This window comes from Curtobacterium sp. 22159, assembly GCF_052045775.1.
In the GTDB taxonomy this organism is placed as follows: domain Bacteria; phylum Actinomycetota; class Actinomycetes; order Actinomycetales; family Microbacteriaceae; genus Curtobacterium.
In genome coordinates this window covers 104,848-124,146 of sequence record NZ_JBQEPN010000010.1, presented here as the reverse complement: position 1 = coordinate 124,146, position 19,299 = coordinate 104,848, and the positions used below count along the sequence as shown (strand labels likewise).

At 72.3% G+C, this 19,299-nt stretch carries 18 protein-coding genes; 7 read left to right on the top strand and 11 right to left on the bottom strand.

Annotated features, from left to right (window positions below):
• Positions 1–118 precede the first annotated feature (118 nt).
• The gene (locus ACTJKO_RS12855) at positions 119–607 is read left to right on the top strand and encodes a DUF427 domain-containing protein (protein WP_440689290.1); all 489 of its coding nucleotides are present in this window, start codon (positions 119–121) and stop codon (positions 605–607) included.
• Between the two features lie 83 nt (positions 608–690).
• Here the strand turns inward: ACTJKO_RS12855 and ACTJKO_RS12850 are convergent, their stop codons facing one another.
• The gene (locus ACTJKO_RS12850) at positions 691–1,026 is read right to left on the bottom strand and encodes a hypothetical protein (protein WP_440689288.1); all 336 of its coding nucleotides are present in this window, start codon (positions 1,024–1,026) and stop codon (positions 691–693) included.
• Between the two features lie 169 nt (positions 1,027–1,195).
• On the opposite strand from ACTJKO_RS12850, the gene ACTJKO_RS12845 reads away from it, so the two are divergent.
• Both ACTJKO_RS12845 and ACTJKO_RS12840 read left to right on the top strand, forming a co-directional pair.
• On the top strand, positions 1,196–1,615 hold the full coding sequence (locus ACTJKO_RS12845; protein WP_440689286.1) for a hypothetical protein: 420 nt from the start codon (positions 1,196–1,198) through the stop codon (positions 1,613–1,615).
• A 95-nt stretch (positions 1,616–1,710) separates the two neighbouring features.
• A complete protein-coding gene (locus tag ACTJKO_RS12840) occupies positions 1,711–2,154 on the top strand; it encodes a hypothetical protein (RefSeq protein WP_440689284.1) in 444 nt (147 codons plus the stop codon).
• A gap of 8 nt (positions 2,155–2,162) precedes the next feature.
• On the opposite strand, the gene ACTJKO_RS12835 is transcribed toward ACTJKO_RS12840, so the two are convergent.
• Both ACTJKO_RS12835 and ACTJKO_RS12830 read right to left on the bottom strand, forming a co-directional pair.
• The gene (locus tag ACTJKO_RS12835; protein ID WP_440689282.1) at positions 2,163–2,783 is read right to left on the bottom strand and encodes a hypothetical protein; all 621 of its coding nucleotides are present in this window, start codon (positions 2,781–2,783) and stop codon (positions 2,163–2,165) included.
• A gap of 114 nt (positions 2,784–2,897) precedes the next feature.
• Positions 2,898–4,355, bottom strand: coding sequence for an APC family permease (locus tag ACTJKO_RS12830; protein WP_440689280.1), 1,458 nt, complete (start codon positions 4,353–4,355; stop codon positions 2,898–2,900).
• Positions 4,356–4,488: 133 nt separating this feature from the next.
• Here ACTJKO_RS12830 and ACTJKO_RS12825 point away from each other — a divergent pair, with 133 nt between their 5' ends.
• The gene (locus ACTJKO_RS12825; protein ID WP_440689278.1) at positions 4,489–4,917 is read left to right on the top strand and encodes a DUF6892 domain-containing protein; all 429 of its coding nucleotides are present in this window, start codon (positions 4,489–4,491) and stop codon (positions 4,915–4,917) included.
• Between the two features lie 13 nt (positions 4,918–4,930).
• Here the strand turns inward: ACTJKO_RS12825 and ACTJKO_RS12820 are convergent, their stop codons facing one another.
• Together ACTJKO_RS12820 and ACTJKO_RS12815 are read right to left on the bottom strand one after the other, a co-directional pair.
• On the bottom strand, positions 4,931–5,539 hold the full coding sequence (locus ACTJKO_RS12820; protein ID WP_440689276.1) for a uracil-DNA glycosylase: 609 nt from the start codon (positions 5,537–5,539) through the stop codon (positions 4,931–4,933).
• A complete protein-coding gene (locus ACTJKO_RS12815) occupies positions 5,536–6,738 on the bottom strand; it encodes a glycosyltransferase (RefSeq protein ID WP_440689274.1) in 1,203 nt (400 codons plus the stop codon). The genes ACTJKO_RS12820 and ACTJKO_RS12815 overlap by 4 nt, the downstream gene beginning before the upstream one ends.
• Before the next feature lie 106 nt (positions 6,739–6,844).
• Here ACTJKO_RS12815 and ligD point away from each other — a divergent pair, with 106 nt between their 5' ends.
• Positions 6,845–7,864 (top strand): non-homologous end-joining DNA ligase, encoded by a 1,020-nt coding sequence (ligD, locus tag ACTJKO_RS12810; protein ID WP_440689272.1) that lies wholly within the window; start codon positions 6,845–6,847, stop codon positions 7,862–7,864.
• Positions 7,865–7,875: 11 nt separating this feature from the next.
• On the opposite strand, the gene ACTJKO_RS12805 is transcribed toward ligD, so the two are convergent.
• A complete protein-coding gene (locus ACTJKO_RS12805; protein ID WP_440689270.1) occupies positions 7,876–8,019 on the bottom strand; it encodes a hypothetical protein in 144 nt (47 codons plus the stop codon).
• Between the two features lie 101 nt (positions 8,020–8,120).
• Positions 8,121–9,164: an ATP-dependent DNA ligase gene (locus ACTJKO_RS12800; protein WP_440689268.1), complete on the bottom strand. Its 1,044-nt coding sequence runs from the start codon at positions 9,162–9,164 to the stop codon at positions 8,121–8,123.
• An 87-nt stretch (positions 9,165–9,251) separates the two neighbouring features.
• Here ACTJKO_RS12800 and ACTJKO_RS12795 point away from each other — a divergent pair, with 87 nt between their 5' ends.
• Complete coding sequence (locus tag ACTJKO_RS12795) at positions 9,252–10,295, top strand: MBL fold metallo-hydrolase (RefSeq protein ID WP_440689266.1); 1,044 nt, start codon at positions 9,252–9,254, stop codon at positions 10,293–10,295.
• A gap of 21 nt (positions 10,296–10,316) precedes the next feature.
• On the opposite strand, the gene ACTJKO_RS12790 is transcribed toward ACTJKO_RS12795, so the two are convergent.
• The 4 genes from ACTJKO_RS12790 to ACTJKO_RS12775 all read right to left on the bottom strand — a co-directional run bounded on the left by ACTJKO_RS12790 (position 10,317) and on the right by ACTJKO_RS12775 (position 15,450).
• Positions 10,317–10,949: an FMN-dependent NADH-azoreductase gene (locus tag ACTJKO_RS12790; protein WP_440689264.1), complete on the bottom strand. Its 633-nt coding sequence runs from the start codon at positions 10,947–10,949 to the stop codon at positions 10,317–10,319.
• A gap of 137 nt (positions 10,950–11,086) precedes the next feature.
• Entirely contained in the window at positions 11,087–12,628 is a 1,542-nt protein-coding gene (locus ACTJKO_RS12785; protein WP_440689262.1) for a hypothetical protein, read from the bottom strand.
• A gap of 255 nt (positions 12,629–12,883) precedes the next feature.
• Entirely contained in the window at positions 12,884–14,434 is a 1,551-nt protein-coding gene (locus tag ACTJKO_RS12780) for a hypothetical protein (RefSeq protein ID WP_440689260.1), read from the bottom strand.
• 104 nt (positions 14,435–14,538) lie between these two features.
• On the bottom strand, positions 14,539–15,450 hold the full coding sequence (locus tag ACTJKO_RS12775) for a LysR family transcriptional regulator (protein WP_440689258.1): 912 nt from the start codon (positions 15,448–15,450) through the stop codon (positions 14,539–14,541).
• A gap of 81 nt (positions 15,451–15,531) precedes the next feature.
• On the opposite strand from ACTJKO_RS12775, the gene ACTJKO_RS12770 reads away from it, so the two are divergent.
• Positions 15,532–19,008, top strand: coding sequence for a proline dehydrogenase family protein (locus ACTJKO_RS12770; protein WP_440689256.1), 3,477 nt, complete (start codon positions 15,532–15,534; stop codon positions 19,006–19,008).
• Positions 19,009–19,299 lie beyond the last annotated feature (291 nt).

The following is a 19,299-nucleotide window of genomic DNA, read 5'->3' as shown; positions in this document are numbered from 1 at the left end:
TCACGCGCGTTTCCGGCCGTGAAGTGTCGCCCGGCGCGAAACTCACCCGCGCGCCGGCGAAACCCGCCCTCGCGCGTCCGTGGCGCCCCCGGTCAGCCACACGGCGTAGACCAGGACTGTGCGCCGACCGAACCGAACCGAACCTGGCCCCGGGCAGGAATCCGTCTGGGACTACCCCCGCCCGCCCGCCGTTGAACCGGTCCCCGAACGGGTCCTGGTGCGTCTCGGCGGCGAGGTGATCGCGGACACGACGGATGCGGTGCGGGTGCTCGAGACGTCGCATCCTCCCGTGTACTACCTCCCGATGGGCGGCCTGCAGCTCCGCCCGGCGGACGGCTCGAGCATGTGCGAGTTCAAGGGGCGCGCACGGTACTTCGACGTCCTCGGCGGGGGCCTCGTGGCGCCCCGCGCGGCGTGGAACTACCCGAACCCCGAGCCCGGGTACGAGGAACTCCGGGACCGGGTCGCGATCTACCCGTCCGCGATGGACTCGTGCGAGGTCGATGGCGAGGTCGTGCAGGCGCAGGAGGGCGACTTCTACGGCGGGTGGATCACCTCCCGCGTCGTCGGCCCGTTCAAGGGCGGCCCGGGCACCCTCGGCTGGTGACGCCACGGCCCACGTGCCGCACGCCCCGCGCCGCCACACGCCCGCGCCCCGACTCGGTGCCCGCCGCACGGCCCCGCGACAGCTCAGTGCCGCGCGTACGGCGACCAGAACGGCGCCGGGAACGCACCCCCGGTCACGATCACGAGCAGCTGCCACACGAGCATGACGAGGCCGACCCCACCGAGCACGATCCCGATCCACGACCACACCCGGACAGCCACCCGCCGGCGTCGAGCGATCGCGATGGCCCGCCAGCCCGAAGCCACGCACACCACGCCGAACACGGCACCGAGCAGCACGTGCCGACCCGTGGACGCCGCGGGGATGATGAGGCCCATGTAGAACGCGACCGGTCCGAGCAGCACGGCGACGGTCGCGGGGACGGCGGGCGGCTCGTGGTCCCGCGAGGCTGCTCCCATGCCCCCGAACCTACCGACCCGGCCGTGCAGTGTCCGATCGGTGCAGGAACGCACCGCGGGCCTCCGGAGCGGGCACGATGGTGGGCATGCGATCCTTCCCGCGCCGGCTCGGCGGACGTCTCCGGTCCCACCGGACCGCGCGGCCGTGCGCGGACGACGGGCGGTGGGCGTGATGGACGCGCCCGTCACGGATCCGCTCGCGTCCGGTCCGGCGGTGTTCGGACGGGAGGCGCGGCACCCGCTGGCAGGCGGCCGTCGCGTCGCGGACCTGGTCGCCTCGGTCGGGCTGCTGGTGCTGTTGGCAGCGGAGTCGGTCGTCGCCGGGGGCGGCATCGTGTTCCTGTCGCTGGCGTTCAGCTCGTGTGGCGCGCCCGGCAACTCGTGCGACGAGACGCTCGGCGGGGCGGTCGTCTACGTCGGACCGGTGTTGGTCGCGCTCGTGCTGGTCGCGACGCTGGTCGTGTGCGTGCTGCGGCTCGTCCGGCGTCGGCTGTCCTGGCCGTTCGCGCTGGTGGGCGTCGCCGCGGTGGTCGCCGTGTTCTTCGGCGCGATGTTGCTGGTCGACAGCGCGATCACCCACGGCATCTGAGGCTCGTTCCTCCACAGGACCGCGATCTCCGGGGTCGCTCCACAGAATGCTGGCGACGCCTCCTCGGCGGGGGCGAGCTCGGCGACGCTGGGTCCATGCCAGACACCGACAAGCTCGACCGCCTCATCAACACCCCCGTCCGCACCGACGACGACGTGCTGGACCTCGTCACCGCCCTCGTCGAACGGCCGATCACCCGCCAGTGCTGGGCGCTGTTCCTCGACGAACGGGCGGTGCCGGTGTCGTTCGTCATGCCGATCTCGGACCTGCCGTGGCAGCCCGACGAACGCGTGGAGGACCTGGCGGCACTCGTGGCGGACACCGTGGTGCAGATCGGCGCAGCCGAGGTCGTGCTCGTGTGGGAGCGCCCGGGGGAGTCCCGGCTGTTCCCGGTCGACTGGGAGTGGGTGGACGCCTGCGCGTGCGCGTTCGAGGAACACCGCGTCCGGCTCCGGGCCCAGGTCGCGGTCCACCGGGGCGGCACCGCGATCGTGTCCCTCGACGAGGTCGACGACGAGCCCCTCGCCCTGGCCTCGTGACGTGCCGGTCAGCCCTGCGGCGCGGTGTCCGGCACGGCTTGCCCGGTGAGCCCGGTGACGACGGCCTTCGCCTCCGGCCAGAACTTCGCGTAGTGGTCGGGGTCCGAGTTGATCTGCACGGCGTGCGCGAGCTGCGAGGGCGCCATGGTCTTCCAACCGGGCACCTTCACGAGCTTCGCGTAGAACATCGACGCGGCGGTGTACGGGTCCATCCGTTGCTCGTACGTGCCCCAGGCGCCGTTGTCCCGCTGCTGGAAGAGCCCGCGGCTGTCGGGGCCCGCGGCGTCGCCGTGGTCGAGGTTCACGAGACTGGACTCGCCGATCGCGGTCATCACACCGACGGCCTGCGTGTGGGGTCCGATGCCGAGCGCCTGGGCTGCCTCGATGACGTGCGCGGCGTTGACGAGCCGGTCCTGGCAGAACCCGCCGATCGGTCCCGCGGGGACGACGATCCCGCCGACCGTCTTCGTCGCGACGTCCGGGCACGTCGGTGTGGTGATCGCAGTGGCCGACCGAGCCGCGCCGGTCAGCGAGTTCACCGCGATCACGATCACCACGACCACGCCGATGCCGACGGCGACGATGCCCGCGCCGAACACCGACGCGAGCGTGATGCCGACGCGGCGCATGGCGGGTCCTCTCGGGCGGGGCGGGTCAGGCGGAGCACGACGAGGGTACGTGCGCCGCCTGGGAACCGCACCCGCCCGAGCGGGGGTGTCGCGCGGTTGGCGATCCCGAGCCGGTCAGACGTCCCGGCGCTCGTGCTCGTGGTCGCGCTGGACGGCGGTCGGCTCGGTGACGAGTCCGGTCGGTGCCCGGTCGAGCTGCTTCCTGCCGTGGGTGAACCACGTGACGATCCAGAGCAGGATGCCGAGCGCCAGGAGCGCGCCGGCGATCTGGTACTGCTGCGGATCACGTCCGGACGAGAACGGCAACACCAGCCAGAGACACGTGACCACACCGATGATCGGCACGACCACACCGGCCCGGAAGTGCCGGTGCCCCACCCGGTCGCGGCGCAGGACGAGCACCGACGCGTTCACCACGGCGAACACCGACAGCAGCAGGAGCGAGGTCGTGCCACCGAGGACGACGACGATCGGAGAGTCGGGGTCGAGCGACACCCAACCGATGAGGGCGAGCGAGATGAGCGTGGTGAACACGATCGCGGTCGACGGGGTGCGACGGGTCGGCGAGACGCGGGCGAGGAACCCGGGCAGGACCCCCTGCTTGCTCATGCCGTACAGCAGCCGAGACGCCATCATCATGTTGATCAGCGCGGTGTTGGCGACGGCGAACATCGAGATGAACGGCAGCAGGTCGGCGATCGGGAAGTCCGGCGCCGCCGTCTGCACGACCGTGACGAGCGGCGTCTCGTTGCCCGCGAGCTCCCCGATCGGCACGACCGCGACGGCGCACACCGACACCAGCACGTAGATGACCGCGGTGATGCCGAGGCCCGTCAGCATGACCTTCGGGAAGATGCGGGACGGGTCCTTCGTCTCCTCGGCCATGTTCACCGAGTCCTCGAACCCGACCATCGCGAAGAACGCCAACGACGTCGCGGTCGACACCGACAGCAGCAGCGACTTGTCCTCCGGCGTCTCGAACAGCACCACGCGCGAGAAGTCCGCGTCGCCGCCCGCGATCGCCCAGAAGCCGATGAGGATCACCATCACCAGACCGGACAGCTCCACGAGCGTGAGGACGACGTTCGTCTTGACGCTCTCGCTGACCCCGCGGAAGTTGATCACCATCACGGCGAGCATGAACCCCATCGCGATGAGCATCACGACCGCGTTCGGCAGCTCGAGACCGAACCCGGCCCCGAGGTTCGCGGCGAACGCCCGTGACGCCGTCGAGGCCGAGGTGATGCCCGAGCACATCACGATGAACGTCACGATGAAGGTGACGAAGTGGATGCCGAACGCCTTGTGGACGTACAGGGCCGCCCCGGCCGTCTGCGGGTACTTCGTCACGAGCTCGAGGTACGAGAACGCCGTCAGCAACGCCACCGCGAACGCGATGAGGAACGGGAGCCACGCTGCCCCGCCGACCTCCGCCGCGACCTGACCCGTGAGCGCGTAGACGCCCGTGCCGAGGATGTCCCCGACGATGAACAGCAGCAGGAGTTTGGGACCGATGACCCGCCGGAGCTCTGTCTGCTCCTCCTGCGGGCGGTCCGTCTTCGTGTTGGCCATGCGTCAGCATCGTCCGTGGACGGGCTTCCTGTCCACCCTCACAGGAAGATCGACGCCGATCGCAACCTGCTCGTGTCCTCGCGGACACGCCGTCCCCGGACGTCCACGGCGACCGACCGCTACGCTCCGAGCCATGTACGACGAGTCGAACACCACCGAGGAACCCGTCGAGTTCGCCGACTTCAACGCGAAGCTGCTCGTGCTCGACGTGCTCTGCTACGACCTCGACGTCCTCGAACCGTACGACGCCGAGAGCGAGGACGACGGCGACGAGGACCTCGACGTCGAGGGGCAGGACGACCGCGCGCGTGAGTACTACGACGACCTCGAGCTCCTACCGTCGCAGCTGTCGCTCGTGACCGAGCTGACCGTCGACTCCGACCTCGAGGTCCTGCAGGACGTGCACCCCGGCTGGGACGGCTCCGACGACCGGTACGACCCGCAGAACTGGGACGACGTGCTCGACCTGCCGGCACTCGCCACCGTGTACGCCGCCGCGCCGCTCCCCGCGCACGTCGTCGAGCGACTCACCGCCAAGGGCGTCGAGGTCCGCTCGGCCTGAACACCGCCGGACGCTACCGGTCCAGGGCGAGCAGCTGCTCGGTGAACTGCTTCGCGCCGCCCTGCGCCGGGTGTCGCACCGCGATCGCGTCGATCCCCGCGAGGGCGAGCGCCCCCTGGGCCTTGCGACCGACGGCCACCACGCGGACACGCGACGCGCCGCCGAGGGCGTCGAGCAGTGCGAGCGCGACCGGGGCGCCGTCCCGGACCTCGGCCGGACGCGGCGTCCGGTTCGTCAGCCGGTCCGGAGCGACGAACGGGTGGTGGGGGAAGATCGCCCACGCCACCGGCGGCACCCCACGCCACTCGTCGAGCGCTGCCCGCACGACCCGCGACGACGCCTCCCACGGAGCGGTCGGCTCCGGCGGCACGAGGTACTCCGGCCCGAGCTCGCGCATGCTCGTGAACGGGATGCCGGTGTTCGTCATGCCGCGCCACCCGGGGGCTTCGGCGACGAGCAGCGTGTCCGCGCCGGGACCGGTGCGTGACAGGTACCGCTCGAGGTTCGTCCGGCGCAACCGGCCCTCGTCGGACCCGACGTCGAACAGCGCCTCGGCGTCGTCGGCGACCGGCACGGCGTCGAGCGCACTCCAGAAGCCGTCGAAGCGCGGGACCCCGGTCACGAGCGGCGGAGCACGCGGCGGTACACGTCCTCGAGCCCGGCGGCCGAGCGCTCCCAGCTCAGCCGCTCGGCGTGCTCGCGTCCGGCGGCGGCGAGCGATGCCGCGTACGACTCGTCCGTCAGGATCCGCTCGATCTCGGCCGCCCACACCGCAGGGTCCCGGGACTCGAGCACGACACCGGTCTCCCCGTCGACGACCGCTTCGCGCAGACCACCGGCAGCGGCCGCGACGACGGGCACCCCGGACGCGGACCCCTCCAGCGCGACGAGGCCGTACGTCTCCGAGTGCGACGGTACGAGCACGGCTGCCGCGCCGCGGAACAGGAACGCCAGGTCGGCCCGTGACTGCGGTCCGATGAAGGTCACGCGGTCGGCGATCCCGCGCGCGGCGGCGAGCCGACGCAGTTCGTCCACGTAGTCGCCCGCCTCGCTCGATGCGTCACCGGCGATGACGAGGGTGGGTCGCGCCTCCTGGCCGATGCCCGCGATGGCCTCGATCGCGAGGTCCAGGCCCTTGAGCGGCTGGACCCGGGCAGCGGCGACGACGTACGGGACGGCCGCGCGGCGCGACGCGCTCGCCGCGGGACGGAAAACGGACCCGTCGACGCCGGGTGGGACGATCCAGATCCGGCCCGGATCGCCGCCGAGCCGGGACCGGACGGTCGATGCCTCGGCCTCGGAGACGACCACGACGGCGTCGGAGTCGCGGGCGAGGAGTCGCTCACCGGCCATCCGCCCCGCGGACTCGGGGCGCTCGCCCTCGGAGAGGGGCGTGTCGCTGTCGGCGGCGATCGAGTGGAACGACTGCACGTGCGGGATGCCCCGGTCGTGGGCCACGGGCAGGGCGGCGGCACCGGAGAACCAGTGGTGCGAGTGCAGGACGTCGAACGGGCCGAGCCGTTCCAGCTCGTGCCGGAACGGCTCGATGAACGCGTCGTGCTCGCCCTTCGGCACGGGTTCGGCCGGGCCCGCGGACAGGAAGCGCAGGCACACGCCGGGCACGAGCGACACCGAGTCCGGCTGGGTGGGGGACGACCGTCGCGTGACGATGTCGACGTGGTGGCCCCGGTCCGCCAGGGCTTCGGCCTGGTGACGGACGACGACGTTCATGCCGCCGACCTCGCCGGAGCCGGGCTCGTCGCCGGGGGAGGTGTGGAGCGACACCAGACCGATGCGCAGAGGTTCGGTGGTGGTGCTCACCGGACCAGCCTATCCGCGGCGTCGTGGCCGCGACGGCGCTCCGGTGCGGCGCACCGCCAGGACCGGCGGCGGCCGCCCGCAGGGGCGTTCGTGTAGGTTCCGCAGCATGGCGAGCGACGCGACGACGCTGACGGTCCCCGGTCCGCACGGCGACCGGCAGGTCCGGATCAGCAGCCCGTCGCGCGTGCTCTGGCCGGAGCCCGGGATCACGAAGCTCGACCTCGCGGAGTACCTCGTCGCCGTGGGCTCGGCCTTCGTCCGGGCGAACGGTGGCCGTCCGATCTCCCTGCAGCGGTTCCCCGGGGGTGTCGACGGCGAGCAGTTCTTCTCGAAGAACCCGCCGAAGGGTGCCCCGGACTACGTGCGCTCGGTCGTCGTGACCTACCCGAGCGCCCGGTCGCACCCGCAGCTCGTCATCGACGAGCCTGCCGTGGCGGTGTGGGCGGCGCAGATGAACACCGTCGTGTTCCACCCGTGGGCATCACGCGCAGAGGACTCCGACCACCCCGACCAGCTGCGGATCGACCTCGACCCGCAGCCGGGGACCGACTTCCGCGACACCGTCCCGATCGCCCACGAACTCCGCCGGGTGCTCGACGAGGTCGGGCTCACCGCGTGGATCAAGACGAGCGGCAACCGGGGCCTGCACGTGTTCGCGCCGATCCGGCCGGAGCACGAGTTCCTCGACGTCCGGCACGCGGTGATCGCCGCCGCCCGGGAGCTCGAGCGGCGCATGCCGGACCGGGTGACGACCGCGTGGTGGAAGGAGGAGCGCGGGCAGCGGGTGTTCGTCGACTTCAACCAGGCGAACCGCGACCGCACCATGGCGGGCGCGTACAGCCCTCGTGCTTTGGCACACGCGGCGGTGTCGACGCCGATCACGTGGGACGAACTCGATTCGGCGGACCCCACGGCCTTCACGGTCCGCACGGTCCCCGATCGGCTGCGCACCACCGGAGACCCGTGGGAGTCGATGGGGGAGCAGCCGGGGTCGATCGCTCCGCTGCTGGAGTGGTGGGCGCGCGACCTCGAGAACGGCGAGGGCGAACTGCCCTTCCCGCCGGACTTCCCGAAGATGCCCGGGGAGCCGCCGCGCGTGCAGCCGTCTCGCGCCAGGAAGGCCTGACGCCGTCCGGGTCAGACCGCGCTGGCGTCCTCGACGCGGCGCTTCGGCTCGCTCACCCGCGTGGTGTGGGTGGGCAGCGTGACGCTCGCCGTGTGGAGGCGCGTGAGTCGGGACCACGTCCCGCGGTGTGCGTCGCTGATGCCGTCGATGATCATGGCCCACTCCCCGTCTTTGCTCGTCGCGGCCGGTGCCGCATCCCCAAGTTACTAGTCAGCCTAACTAATCACATCCGTGAGCGTCAATCGGACAGTCGGGATCAGGCGAGGACGTCCTGCAGGTCGTACGCGGCGGGGACCTCGAGCTGGTCGAAGCGGCACGACGTGGCCTCGCGGTCCGGACGCCACCGCTCGAACTGCACGGTGTGGCGGAACCGGTCACCCTCCATCTGGTCGTAGCGGACCTCGAGTACCCGCGACGGTTCGAGCCGCACGAACGACGTGTCGCGCCCCGACGAGAACCGCGATCGTTCCCCCTCGCCGGTGACGGGCCTCCCGTCCTCGTCTCGGAGGACCACGGGCTCGAGTTCGTCGACGAGCTCAGCCCGGCGCTTGTCCGAGAAGGCGGACACGCCCCCGACCTGGCGGAGTCCGCCGTCGTCGCCGTACAGCCCGACGAGCAGCGAGCCGACGCCGGTGCCGCTCTTGTGCACGCGGTAGCCGATGGCGACGACGTCCGCCGTGCGGTGGTGCTTCACCTTGAGCATCGAGCGCTTGTTCGGCTCGTACGGGCGGGCACGGGGCTTCGCGACGACACCGTCGAGCCCGGCGCCCTCGAACGTCGTCAGCCACTCGCGGGCGAGGTCGACGTCGAGTGTGGTGCGGGTCACGAAGAGCGGGTCGGACATCCCCTCGGCGAGCGTCTCGAGCTGCGCACGCCGCTCGTCGAACGGCAGGTCGAGGAGCTCCCGACCGTCGACGGCGAGCAGGTCGAACGCGACGAACTGCGCGGGCGTCTCGACGCTGAGCTTCGTGATGCGGGTCGCTGCCGGGTGGATGCGCTGGGACAGTGCCTCCCAGTCGAGTCGCTCCGCTCCGGGCGCGCCGGCGCGGAGGACGACCTCGCCGTCGAGCACCACCGGGTGGTCCCGGCCGCCGAACTGGGTGCGGAAGGCCTCGACGAGTTCGGGGAAGTAGCGGGTGAGGGGCTTCGCACCGCGGCTGCCGATCTCGACGTGGTCACCGTCGACGGTGACGATGCCGCGGAACCCGTCCCACTTCGGCTCGTAGCGGAGTCCACCGCGGACGCTGTCCGGTTCGGGCACGGTGGCGACGGCCTTGGCGAGCATCGGTGCGATCTCCATGGTCCTTGTCTACTCGGGTCGTGCCACGGGCAGCCCTGGAGGCGCGGTGCGGCTCGCACCTGCCGCCCGCGTCACTAGGGTGGTCGCGTGACGACCGTGCCCCCGCCGGCAGCGCCGGCACCGCGACCGATCAGCCCGGTGCAGGCCGCCGCCCTCCGTGACGGCGCACTGCCGCCCGCCGAGGAGGTCCGGCCGGGCGTCTGGACCCTCGCCGTGCCGTTCCGGTTCGGTGTTCCGGACGCGACGTTGGTCTACGTCGTCGAGGGTGCCGACGGCGTGCTCACGGTGCTCGATCCCGGCTGGGCGGCGGACGATGACCTCGGCGCGCTGCGTGCGGGGCTGGCCGCGATCGGGCGGTCCCTCGACGACGTGGGCCTCGTGGTGGTCACCCACCTGCACGCCGACCACCTCGGTGCTGCCGCAGCCGTGCGACGGGCGACGGGAGCGCGGATCGCGATGCACCCGCTCGAGGTCGAGGCGCTCCGCAGGGAACGGGACGACGCCGTGGCGAACGACGCCGACATCGCGTCGTGGGGTGTGCCGGCCGACCTCCGCCCCGGCGTGGTCGCCGCCTGGGGGAGCGGACGGCGGATCGGGCTCGGCCGGACGTCCGAGCCCTTCGCGGACCTGCTCGTCGAGGACGGCGACCTGCTGCCGATCGTCGGCCGCGAGGTCCGGGCGCTCTGGACGCCGGGACACACCGCGGGGCACCTGTGCTTCGTCGACGCCGCGGACGGGCTCCTGTTCACCGGAGACCACGTGCTGCCCCGGATCAACTCCGGCATCGGGCTCGGCGGCCGGACTGCCACGAACCCGCTCGGCGACTACCTGGCGTCGCTCGGTCGGCTCGACCGGTACGCCGACCTGGAGGTCTGCCCGGGCCACGAGTACCGCTTCCGGAACGTCGTCGCGCGGGCGAGGACCTTGGCGCGACACCGTGAGGAACGCTGCCGGCACGTGGCCGACGCGCTCGACGCACTGTCCGCGCCGACCCTGTTCGAGGTCGCGTCACGCGTGCCGTTCAGCGGGGGGATCGCCTCGATGACCGGGTTCCTGCTCGCCAGCGCGCTGACGCAGACGGCTTTCCACGCCGACCTGATCGGGCGTGCGGACGAGATCCGTCCCGCCTGAGGACCGCTGCCGGGCCGCTCCTCAGACGACCGTCGCGGCGAGACGCTCGAGCGTGGTCCGGGCGTCGGCGAACTCGGCCGACGCGTGCTCGGCGAGCGGCGCGAGGTCGGGGATGCGGTCGGCCAGGGTGGCGCTGACGGTGATCGGGTACAGCTTCATGCCGAGTGCGGTGCCGAGGATCAGGTGCAGCACGGGGGATGCGTGGTCCCACCCCTCCGTCGGGGTCCCCGCGTCGTACGTGGCGCCGCGGCTCACGACGGTGACGACCGGTCGGCCGGCCAGCGGCTGCACGTCGCCGGCGAGGACCCCGGGCACGTGCACGCGGTCGATCCAGGCCTTGAGCGTCGACGGCACCGTGTAGTTGTACAGGGGCGCCCCCACGACCACCGCATCCGCTCCCAGGAGTTCGTCGATGACCTCCTGCCGGAGCGCGTCGGCCGCCGGGTCGACCGCTTCCTCGGCGGTGCGGTCGGACGCAGCCCAGTGCAGCGCGGAGGTCTCGAGGTGGGGGAGCTGGTCGACGTGCAGGTCCCGCCGCACCACGGTGTACTCGGGACCGCGGGCTCGCCACGCGTCGGCGAACGCCGCGGTGAGCGCACGGGAGCGGGAGTGCGCGAGGTCGGCCGAGGAGTCGATGTGCAGGAGCGTGGGCATGGAACCAACGCTACCGATCCGCTGGGGCACGCGACGGGACACGCGGAAGGGCCCCGCCACACCGTGAGCGGTGTGGCGGGGCCCTTGACGGCCTGACGTCCGGCACGAAGGACTGTGCCGGACGTCGGGCGCGGCTGTCAGCGCTGCGCGCGGCGGCGGCGCACGGCGGCCGCACCGAGCAGACCGGCGCCGGCGGCGACGAAGCCGAGCGCCCACGGCAGTGCGTCCGTGGCGTCCGTACCGGTGTACGCGAGCTCACCCTTCGTGCCGACCGGCGTCGTGGCGACGACCGTCGTCGCGGTCGGGATGACCGTGACGGGGAAGGCGACCGCGAGGCCGTCCTGCGCGACGGTCAGGTGGTGCGTCGACGCGTGCGGGAAGGTGACGCGCGTGGCGAACTCGTCCTCGTCGAACGAGATCTGGTCGCTGGCGATGTCGCTCGTGACGGTCGGCTGGGGGAGGTTGCCGTCGTCGTCCTGCTGCACGGTGTCGTTGCCGAACTCGTCGACCGCGGACCCGCTGATCCAGAGCGAGCCGCCCTGCTTCACCGTCGGGTTCCCGCCCTCGGTGAACGTCGGGTCCTGGTTGAAGTCCGCCGGCTGCTTCAGGGTGATGATCGTGCCGTCCGGCTCGATGATCCAGGACGAGATGGGGTGGTCGAGGTGCGGGTTGCCCTCGTCGTCCAGCGAGTCGAAGAACTCCGACGACGCCGTGTCCGTCGCGTAGGCCATGACACCGACGGCGGCGGCCGGGTCCACGACGACCTCGACGTACTCGGTCGTGGTCGACGTGCCGTTCGTGGCGATGACCGTGAAGTCGTACGTGCCGGCCAAGGTCGGCTTCCCGCTGAGCAGACCCGTGGTCGGGTCGAGCGTGACGTCGTCCGGCAGGTCGGGCGTGTCCGTCGGGTCGGTCGGGTCCGCCACGTAGTCCGGGTCGGCGAAGCCCACCGAGTACGTCACGTCGCCGCTCCCGGCCTTCACCGCGAAGGAGCGCGAGAGCGCCTGTCCGGCCGTGACCGTGAGCGCGAGCGGGGTGTCGGCCGTGGTCTCGTCGGCGGAGACGACGTCCTCGGTGACGACGTCCGTCGTGGCCTCTGCGGTCTGCTCCGGCGTGCTGCCGGTGACCGTGAGGGTGACCTTCTTGCCGATCTGGTCCTTGGTCAGGGTGAACGACGGCTCAGTGGAGAGCGTCGCACCGTCGACGGTCCAGTCGTAGCCGTACTGGCCAGTGATGCCGGTCACGTCAGCGCGGAGCGTGGTGCCGACGGTCGGCTTGCCGACGATCGTGACCTTGTAGCTGGGCGCCGGGACGTCGGCCGCGGTGGGCGACGCCGTCGCGCGGCTCTGGGTGGCGTTCGGAGCGCTGTCGGCCGGGGCGGTGGGATCGCCCGTCGGTGCCGGGGCGGAGGAGTCGGCGTCGGTCGGCGTCGTCGGGTCGGTCGCCGGGGGCTCGGTGGCGGCCGGCGTGGACGACGCGTCGGTCGGCTGGTCGGTCGGCGTGTCGGTGGGCTGGTCGGTCGGCGTCGGGTCCGCCTGCGCCACGGCGGCGGTCGGCGTCTCGTCGGCGGCGTAGGCGGCCGTCGAGGTGAAGACGCCGAGACCGGTCGTCAGACCGATGAGCGCGAAGGTCGTTCCCAGCGCGCAGGCGCGACGGGTCGTGGAGGTGCTGCGGTGCACGGGTCCCCCCAGGGGTCAGGTCCGGTCGGGTGCCGGATCATAAGAATCCGCCGAGAATGTCGGCGCTCTCGGATCGTACTGGTACAGGAACGCGCCCAGGAGGTCGGTGTCCGAAATGTGACCTGGGTTGGGGGTGGGGCCGGATCCGGTGCCCGGTCGTGCGGAGTCGCGCAACCACGCGACGGACGGGAGGCGCGGTGCCGACCCGCACCGCGCCTCCCGTCCGACGTGTGCCGAGCCGGGCGGTCGGACGTCTCAGGCCCGGCGCCGGCGGAGCCGGAGCAGCAGGAGCCCGGCCCCGGACGCGACCAGGCCGAGGGCCCACGCCAGCGGGCCCGAGGTGTCGGCGCCCGTGAAGGCGAGGCGGCCGCCACCGCTCCCGGTGCCGTGCGTCGCCGTGGACGCGCCTGCGACCGGGTCGACCTCGATCGGGATCGAGATCGACAGCGCACCGGTCGTGGCGGTGATGACGTGCGTGCTCGCGTGAGCGAAGCGCAGGCGGTGGGACAGCGCCTCCGAGGTGACGGTGTCGGACTCGACGGAGGACGAGACCTGCACGGCAGCGGGCTCGCCGTTGCCGTACCGGTCGAACTGCACGACGTCCACGTACGGTTCGGCCGTCTGCGGGAGGCGCAGGGGCGCTGCCGGGTCACCCGCCTGTACTTCCGGGCTCGTCGAGTGGACTGTCGACCCGTCCGGTGCGACGTTCCACACGTCGTAGGTGGTCGCGCTCGTGGACCACACGGATGCCCGCAGCGACACCGGTGCGGCCTGGTGCATCCGGAACGTGACGTGGAGGCCCGGACTGCCCTCGGGGCTCGCCGACGTGACTCCCAGGACCCAGAAGTCCGCGTACTCGACCGACGTGGACGAGCCGGTCAGGACCCCGTCCGCACTGAGCGAGAACCCGGCGGGCAGGACGCTCGGGTCCGCGGTGCCGTCGAACGTCGCTGCGGGCTCGTACCGGAGCTCTCCCTGGTCCCCCAGGAAGGCCTGCAGCGGGATCGACACGCGTTCCCCGGCCGTGACATCGACGGTGCGTGCACCCCCGTTGAACGGCGAGGCGGCGTCGGCAGTGATCGTCGCCCAGTCGCTGGTGACGGTGGCCGACCCGGCATCCGGAGTGGTGCCCGTCACGGCCACCCGGACGCGGTCGACGCCGTAGTCCGTCACGAAGTGGGAGGTGGTCGCACCGTCGACCACCTGGTTCCGACCGGCGCCGTCGATCGTCCAGGCGTAGGTGAACGTCGTGTCGGCGGGCCATCCGTCGGTCGTGGCGGTCAGGGTGTGCCACGTCGTGCGGTCCCCGGCGATCGAGACGGTGCCCGTCGGAACGGCGGCGGCCGGGTCTGCGGCAGCCGGGCCGCCGTCGGTCGGATCTGCGGCAGCCGGGCTGGCTGTGGTCGGCGACGCCTGGGGCGTCCCTCCGTGGCCGTCCGCGGCCGGGGCGGACGGTGCGGCCGGGGCGGGGGCCGGGTCCGGTGTGGCGGGCGGTGCCCCGGCTGGGTCGCTCGGCTGCGCGGGGGCGTCGTTGGCGGGCGTGTCCGCCGTGTCGGTTCCCGGCCGTTCGGGCGTGGAGGTGTCCGCCGTCGTGCCGGTTCCGCCCGCCACCGCATCCCTGGTCGTCGGCGGTGCGGCGGTGGTGTCGGCCGCGACGCCGCCGGCCGTGGTGCCCGCGGTCGTCGGTGACTCGTCCGCGACCGCGACGGTCGCACCGATGCCGAACGCCGACGACGTGGCGACGAGCGCGATCGCCGTGCCGATCGTCGCCGCGCGCCGGATCCGTGACGTGCAGGACTGGTCCATGGTTCCCCCTCGAGAGTTCGTTCCCCGGAGCCCGTTCGGCTCCTACCCGGGGAATGTCGCTCGCAGGGCGATCCTGACGGCATCGAGGCGCAAGCCGGTCACGATCACGTAACGTCGCGGTCGACCGCGGCGGCCGCCCGTTCGAGTGCGTCGCGGAGGGCGCGCACCGCCGGTGCGGACGCGCCCGCGGAGCGCACCGTGGTGAAGATGGTCCGCCGCGGACGCTCGGGCAGGTCGACCAGCCGGCACGTGGTCGTACGTCCGGTCCACATCAGGTCGGGCATGAGGCTCACGGCGTTCCCGGACTCGACCAGCCGGATCTGCGTCTGCAGGTCCGCGGTCTCGTACCGCACGTCCGGCTCGAAGCCCCACCGGCGGCAGGTCTGCTCGGCGAAGTGGCGCGACGCGGTCCCGCGTGGCTCCATCACCCACGGCAGCAGTTCGGCGTCCTCGATGCTCGTGACCGGCGCGAGGGCCGTGTCGAGCGGGGGCAGTGCGAGCCGGACCTCGTCGGTGGTGAGGTCCGAGCGGACGAGACCGGACAGGTGCGGTGCCGCGTGCGCCGGGTACTGCTCGGCGATGACCATGTCGAACTCCCTGGCCCAGGTCTCGTGGAGCGCCGTCTCGGGTTCGCGTTGCACCATCTCGACCCGGACGTCCGGGTGCTCCACGGCCATCTCGTGCAGTGCGTTCGGCATGAGGGCGAGCGCCGCCGACTGGAACACCGCGACCCGGACCCGGCCCTGCACGGTCGGCAGGGACGACTCGACCTGCGCCTGGGCGGTGTCGAGCACGTCGAGCACGTGCCCCGCGGCCTGCACGAGCACCTCGGCCTGCGGCGTCAGCTGGAGGCGCCGTCCGGCTCGACGGAGGAGCTGCACGCCCGCTTCCCGTTCGAGCACGCCGAGCTGCTGCGACACCGCCGAGGGCGTCAGGTTCAGCGCCTCCGCCACGGCCGCCACCGTCCCGCGGATGGACAGTTCGCGGAGGAGGACCAGTCGTCGCACGTCGAGCATGCCGAAAGCGTAGTTCTCCTTCACGGTATGCGTCAGGAAGATTCGCTTCCGCTACCGATCGCGGACGGCCACACTGATCGCATGACCGACCTGCAGGCGCACCCCACCACCGACCACGACGCACTCGCCGACGAGTCCGTCGCCCTCGTCCGGCAGTGGTTGGCGGAGGCCGAGACGTACCCCACGGACGGCTCGGCGAAGCAGCTCGCCGGGGTCCTCGCCGACCCGAAGGGCCTCGCGTTCGCGGTCGGGTTCGTCGACGGCGTCGTCCGCCCGGAAGACCTCGGCGTGGCCGCCCGTCGCCTCCAGCAGATCGCGCCGGACGCCCCCGGCTTCCTGCCGGCCGCACTCCGCGGACTGGTGCGCCTCGGCGGCGGACTGGCGCCGCGCCTCCCGTCCGTCGTCGTGCCCATCGCCCGACGGGTGCTGCGGAACATGGTCGGCCACCTCATCGTCGACGCGACCGACGCGAAGCTCGGACCGGCGATCGCCAAGATCAAGCGGGACGGCGTCCGGCTCAACGTGAACCTGCTCGGCGAGGCCGTCCTCGGCGAGAAGGAAGCCGCCCGACGGCTCGAGGGCACGCACCGGCTCCTCGCCCGCGACGACGTCGACTACGTGTCGATCAAGGTCTCCTCGACAGTCCACCCGCACTCCCCGTGGGCGTTCGACCACGCCGTCCAGGACATCATCGAGAAGCTCCGGCCGCTGTTCCGCCGCGCTGCCGAGTCGTCGCCGAAGAAGTTCATCAACCTCGACATGGAGGAGTACAAGGACCTCGACCTCACCATCGCGGTCTTCACCCAGCTCCTCGACGAGCCCGAGTTCACGTCGCTCGAAGCGGGCATCGTCCTGCAGGCCTACCTGCCCGACGCGCTCGCCGCGATGCAGCACCTCCAGGAGTGGTCGGCCGCGCGTCGAGCCCGTGGCGGAGCGGCCATCAAGGTCCGTCTCGTCAAGGGAGCCAACCTGCCGATGGAGCAGGTCGAGGCCTCCGTTCACGGCTGGCCGCTCGCCACCTGGCACACCAAGCAGGACTCCGACACGAACTACAAGCGCGTGCTCGACTGGGCGCTCACACCGGAGCGGGTCCGCAACGTGCGCGTCGGCGTCGCCGGGCACAACCTCTTCGACGTCGCACACGCGTGGCTGCTCGCCGGGCAGCGCGGGGTCCGCGACGGAATCGAGTTCGAGATGCTGCTCGGCATGGCGCAGGGGCAGGCGGAAGCCGTCCGTCGCACCGTGGGGTCGCTGCTGCTCTACACGCCCGTCGTCCACCCGGGCGAGTTCGACGTCGCGATCGCGTACCTGATCCGCCGACTCGAAGAGGGGGCGTCGCAGGAGAACTTCATGTCCGCGGTGTTCTCCCTGGCGTCGTCGCCGACCCTCTTCGCCCGTGAGGAAGAGCGGTTCCGCGCCTCACTGTCGCCGCTCTCCCAGCCCGGCGGACTCGACGCGCCGGCGGCGCACCGTGTCCCCGACCGGTACGCGGCCGTCGAACGTCCGCGCGCCGGGCACTTCGAGAACACGCCCGACACCGACCCCTCGGTCGCGGCGTCCCGCGCGTGGGGCGCAGCCATCACCGCACGGATCGCGTCGTCGACGCTCGGTGCGAAGGCCGTCCAGGAGGCGCGGGTCGACTCCGCCGCGGCGCTCGACTCGGCGCTCAGCCGGGTCCGCGCCGCGGGCACCGAGTGGGGCGCCTGGTCCGGAGCAGCCCGTGGTGCCGTCCTGCATGCCATCGGTGACGCCCTCGAGGCGAACCGGGCCGCCCTCGTCGAGGTCATGGCCTCCGAGACCGGCAAGACCATCGACCAGGCCGACCCCGAGGTCTCCGAGGCGATCGACTTCGCGCACTTCTACGGTGAACTCGCCGCGCAGCTCGACGACGTCGACGGGGCGGCCTTCACACCGGCGGCACTCACCCTCGTCACGCCGCCGTGGAACTTCCCCGTCGCGATCCCGGCCGGCTCGACCCTCGCGGCACTCGCCGCCGGGTCCGCCGTGGTCCTCAAGCCGGCGCCGCCCGCCGAGCGGTGCGGGGCTGTCCTCGCATCGATCATCGAGACCGTGCTCGACGCGGAGGGCGCTCCGGCCGACGTGCTGGCGTTCCTGCAGGTGTCCGAGAACGACCTCGGCAAGCAGCTCGTCGCGTCACCGCTCGTCGACCGGGTCATCCTCACCGGCGCGTACGAGACGGCCGAGCTCTTCCGCTCGTTCCGACCCGACCTGCCCCTCCTCGCGGAGACCTCCGGCAAGAACGCGATCATCGTGACGCCCTCGGCGGACCTCGACCTCGCCGTGAAGGACGTCGTCGCCTCGGCGTTCGGGCACGCGGGGCAGAAGTGCTCGGCGGCGTCGCTCGTCGTGCTCGTCGGTTCCGTCGCGACCTCGCGCCGCTTCCGGTCGCAGCTCATCGACGCGGTGTCCTCGCTCACCGTCGGCTACCCGACCGACGCGACGACGCAGATGGGTCCGGTCATCGAGCCGGCGGCGGGCAAGCTGCTCGAAGGACTCACGACGCTCGGCGCGGGGGAGTCGTGGGCCGTCGAACCGAAGCAGCTCGACGACACGGGCAAGCTCTGGAGCCCCGGCGTCCGCGACGGTGTCCGGCGCGGGTCGGCCTTCCACCGAACCGAGTACTTCGGTCCGATCCTCGGCATCATGACCGCCCGCTCCCTCGACGAAGCGATCGACATCGTGAACGAGGTCGACTACGGCCTCACCTCCGGGCTGCACTCGCTCGACGCTGCGGAGATCGGCACCTGGCTCGACCGGATCGAAGCCGGCAACCTCTACGTCAACCGCGGGATCACGGGTGCCATCGTCCGTCGCCAGCCGTTCGGCGGCTGGAAGAAGTCCGCTGTCGGCGCCGGAACGAAGGCTGGCGGGCTCAACTACCTGCTCGGCCTGGGCTCGTGGGCGCCCGCGGAAGCCTCCGCTGGGGACACACCGTCCGCTGCGGTCGCGGAGTTCGTCCGTGCTTCGGGCGTCGTGTCGCCCGCGCTCGACCGGGCACTCCGGTCCGACGAGCACGCCTGGTCGACGCTGTTCGGCACGGCCACCGACGTCTCGGCGCTCAGCGCGGAGCGGAACATCGCGCGGTACCTGCCGTTCCCGGCGGTCCACGTGCGCCTGGCTGCCGATGCGACGGGTGCGTCCCCGGCGGAAGAAGCCATCGCCGGCCTCGTGCGGGTCGTCGCCGCGTCGGTCCGCGCCGGCACCACGATCGACGTGTCGTCTGCGGTGGCGCTGCCCGACGCCGTGTCGGCGGCTGTCCGGTCGCTGCCCACCGTTCGGTCGCTGACCTCGTCCCACACCGACGCCGCGTTCGCGACCGCCGTGAAGAGCGGACCGTCGACGCGCGTGCGGCTCATCGGCGGCGACGTGTCGGCGCTGGCCGCGGCGGTCGGCGGGCGTCCGGACGTGGCGATCTACGGCGGGCCCGTGACCGAGTCGGGGCGCATCGAGATCCTGCCGTTCGTGCGGGAGCAGGCGGTGTCGATCACGGCGCACCGCTTCGGGACGCCGAACCACCTCACCGACGCGCTCATCTGACGGCCGCTCCCGCCCCGGAACCAGGTTTCGGACACAGCACCGCGCTCTTCCACGGCGCTGTGTCCGGAACGCGGTGTGATGCGGTCGCGGCAGGCGGATTGGCCGATCTGCGACGAGTGTCGCGCTCAGCCGGACGTCGGTCGCCCACGGTCGGTAGAACGGGCGCATGTGTGAGTCGGCCCAGTGCCCCGTGTGCGGCAAATCGACGTGGACGGGGTGCGGCGAGCACGTGCGCGAGGTCCTCCGCGGGGTTCGGCGGCGTGACCGGTGTCAGGGACACGGGCTCCCGCG

Bases quoted from the DNA above. Each gene is read 5' to 3' on its own strand.
- ligD (WP_440689272.1), top strand. From the start codon at position 6,845: ATGGCGAGCGACGCGACGACGCTGACGGTCCCCGGTCCGCACGGCGAC.
- ACTJKO_RS12830 (WP_440689280.1), bottom strand. From the start codon at position 4,355: ATGGCCAACACGAAGACGGACCGCCCGCAGGAGGAGCAGACAGAGCTC.
- ACTJKO_RS12805 (WP_440689270.1), bottom strand. From the start codon at position 8,019: ATGATCATCGACGGCATCAGCGACGCACACCGCGGGACGTGGTCCCGA.
- ACTJKO_RS12775 (WP_440689258.1), bottom strand. From the start codon at position 15,450: ATGCTCGACGTGCGACGACTGGTCCTCCTCCGCGAACTGTCCATCCGC.
- ACTJKO_RS12850 (WP_440689288.1), bottom strand. From the start codon at position 1,026: ATGGGAGCAGCCTCGCGGGACCACGAGCCGCCCGCCGTCCCCGCGACC.
- ACTJKO_RS12825 (WP_440689278.1), top strand. From the start codon at position 4,489: ATGTACGACGAGTCGAACACCACCGAGGAACCCGTCGAGTTCGCCGAC.
- ACTJKO_RS12790 (WP_440689264.1), bottom strand. From the start codon at position 10,949: ATGCCCACGCTCCTGCACATCGACTCCTCGGCCGACCTCGCGCACTCC.
- ACTJKO_RS12780 (WP_440689260.1), bottom strand. From the start codon at position 14,434: ATGGACCAGTCCTGCACGTCACGGATCCGGCGCGCGGCGACGATCGGC.
- ACTJKO_RS12800 (WP_440689268.1), bottom strand. From the start codon at position 9,164: ATGGAGATCGCACCGATGCTCGCCAAGGCCGTCGCCACCGTGCCCGAA.
- ACTJKO_RS12840 (WP_440689284.1), top strand. From the start codon at position 1,711: ATGCCAGACACCGACAAGCTCGACCGCCTCATCAACACCCCCGTCCGC.
- ACTJKO_RS12770 (WP_440689256.1), top strand. From the start codon at position 15,532: ATGACCGACCTGCAGGCGCACCCCACCACCGACCACGACGCACTCGCC.
- ACTJKO_RS12835 (WP_440689282.1), bottom strand. From the start codon at position 2,783: ATGCGCCGCGTCGGCATCACGCTCGCGTCGGTGTTCGGCGCGGGCATC.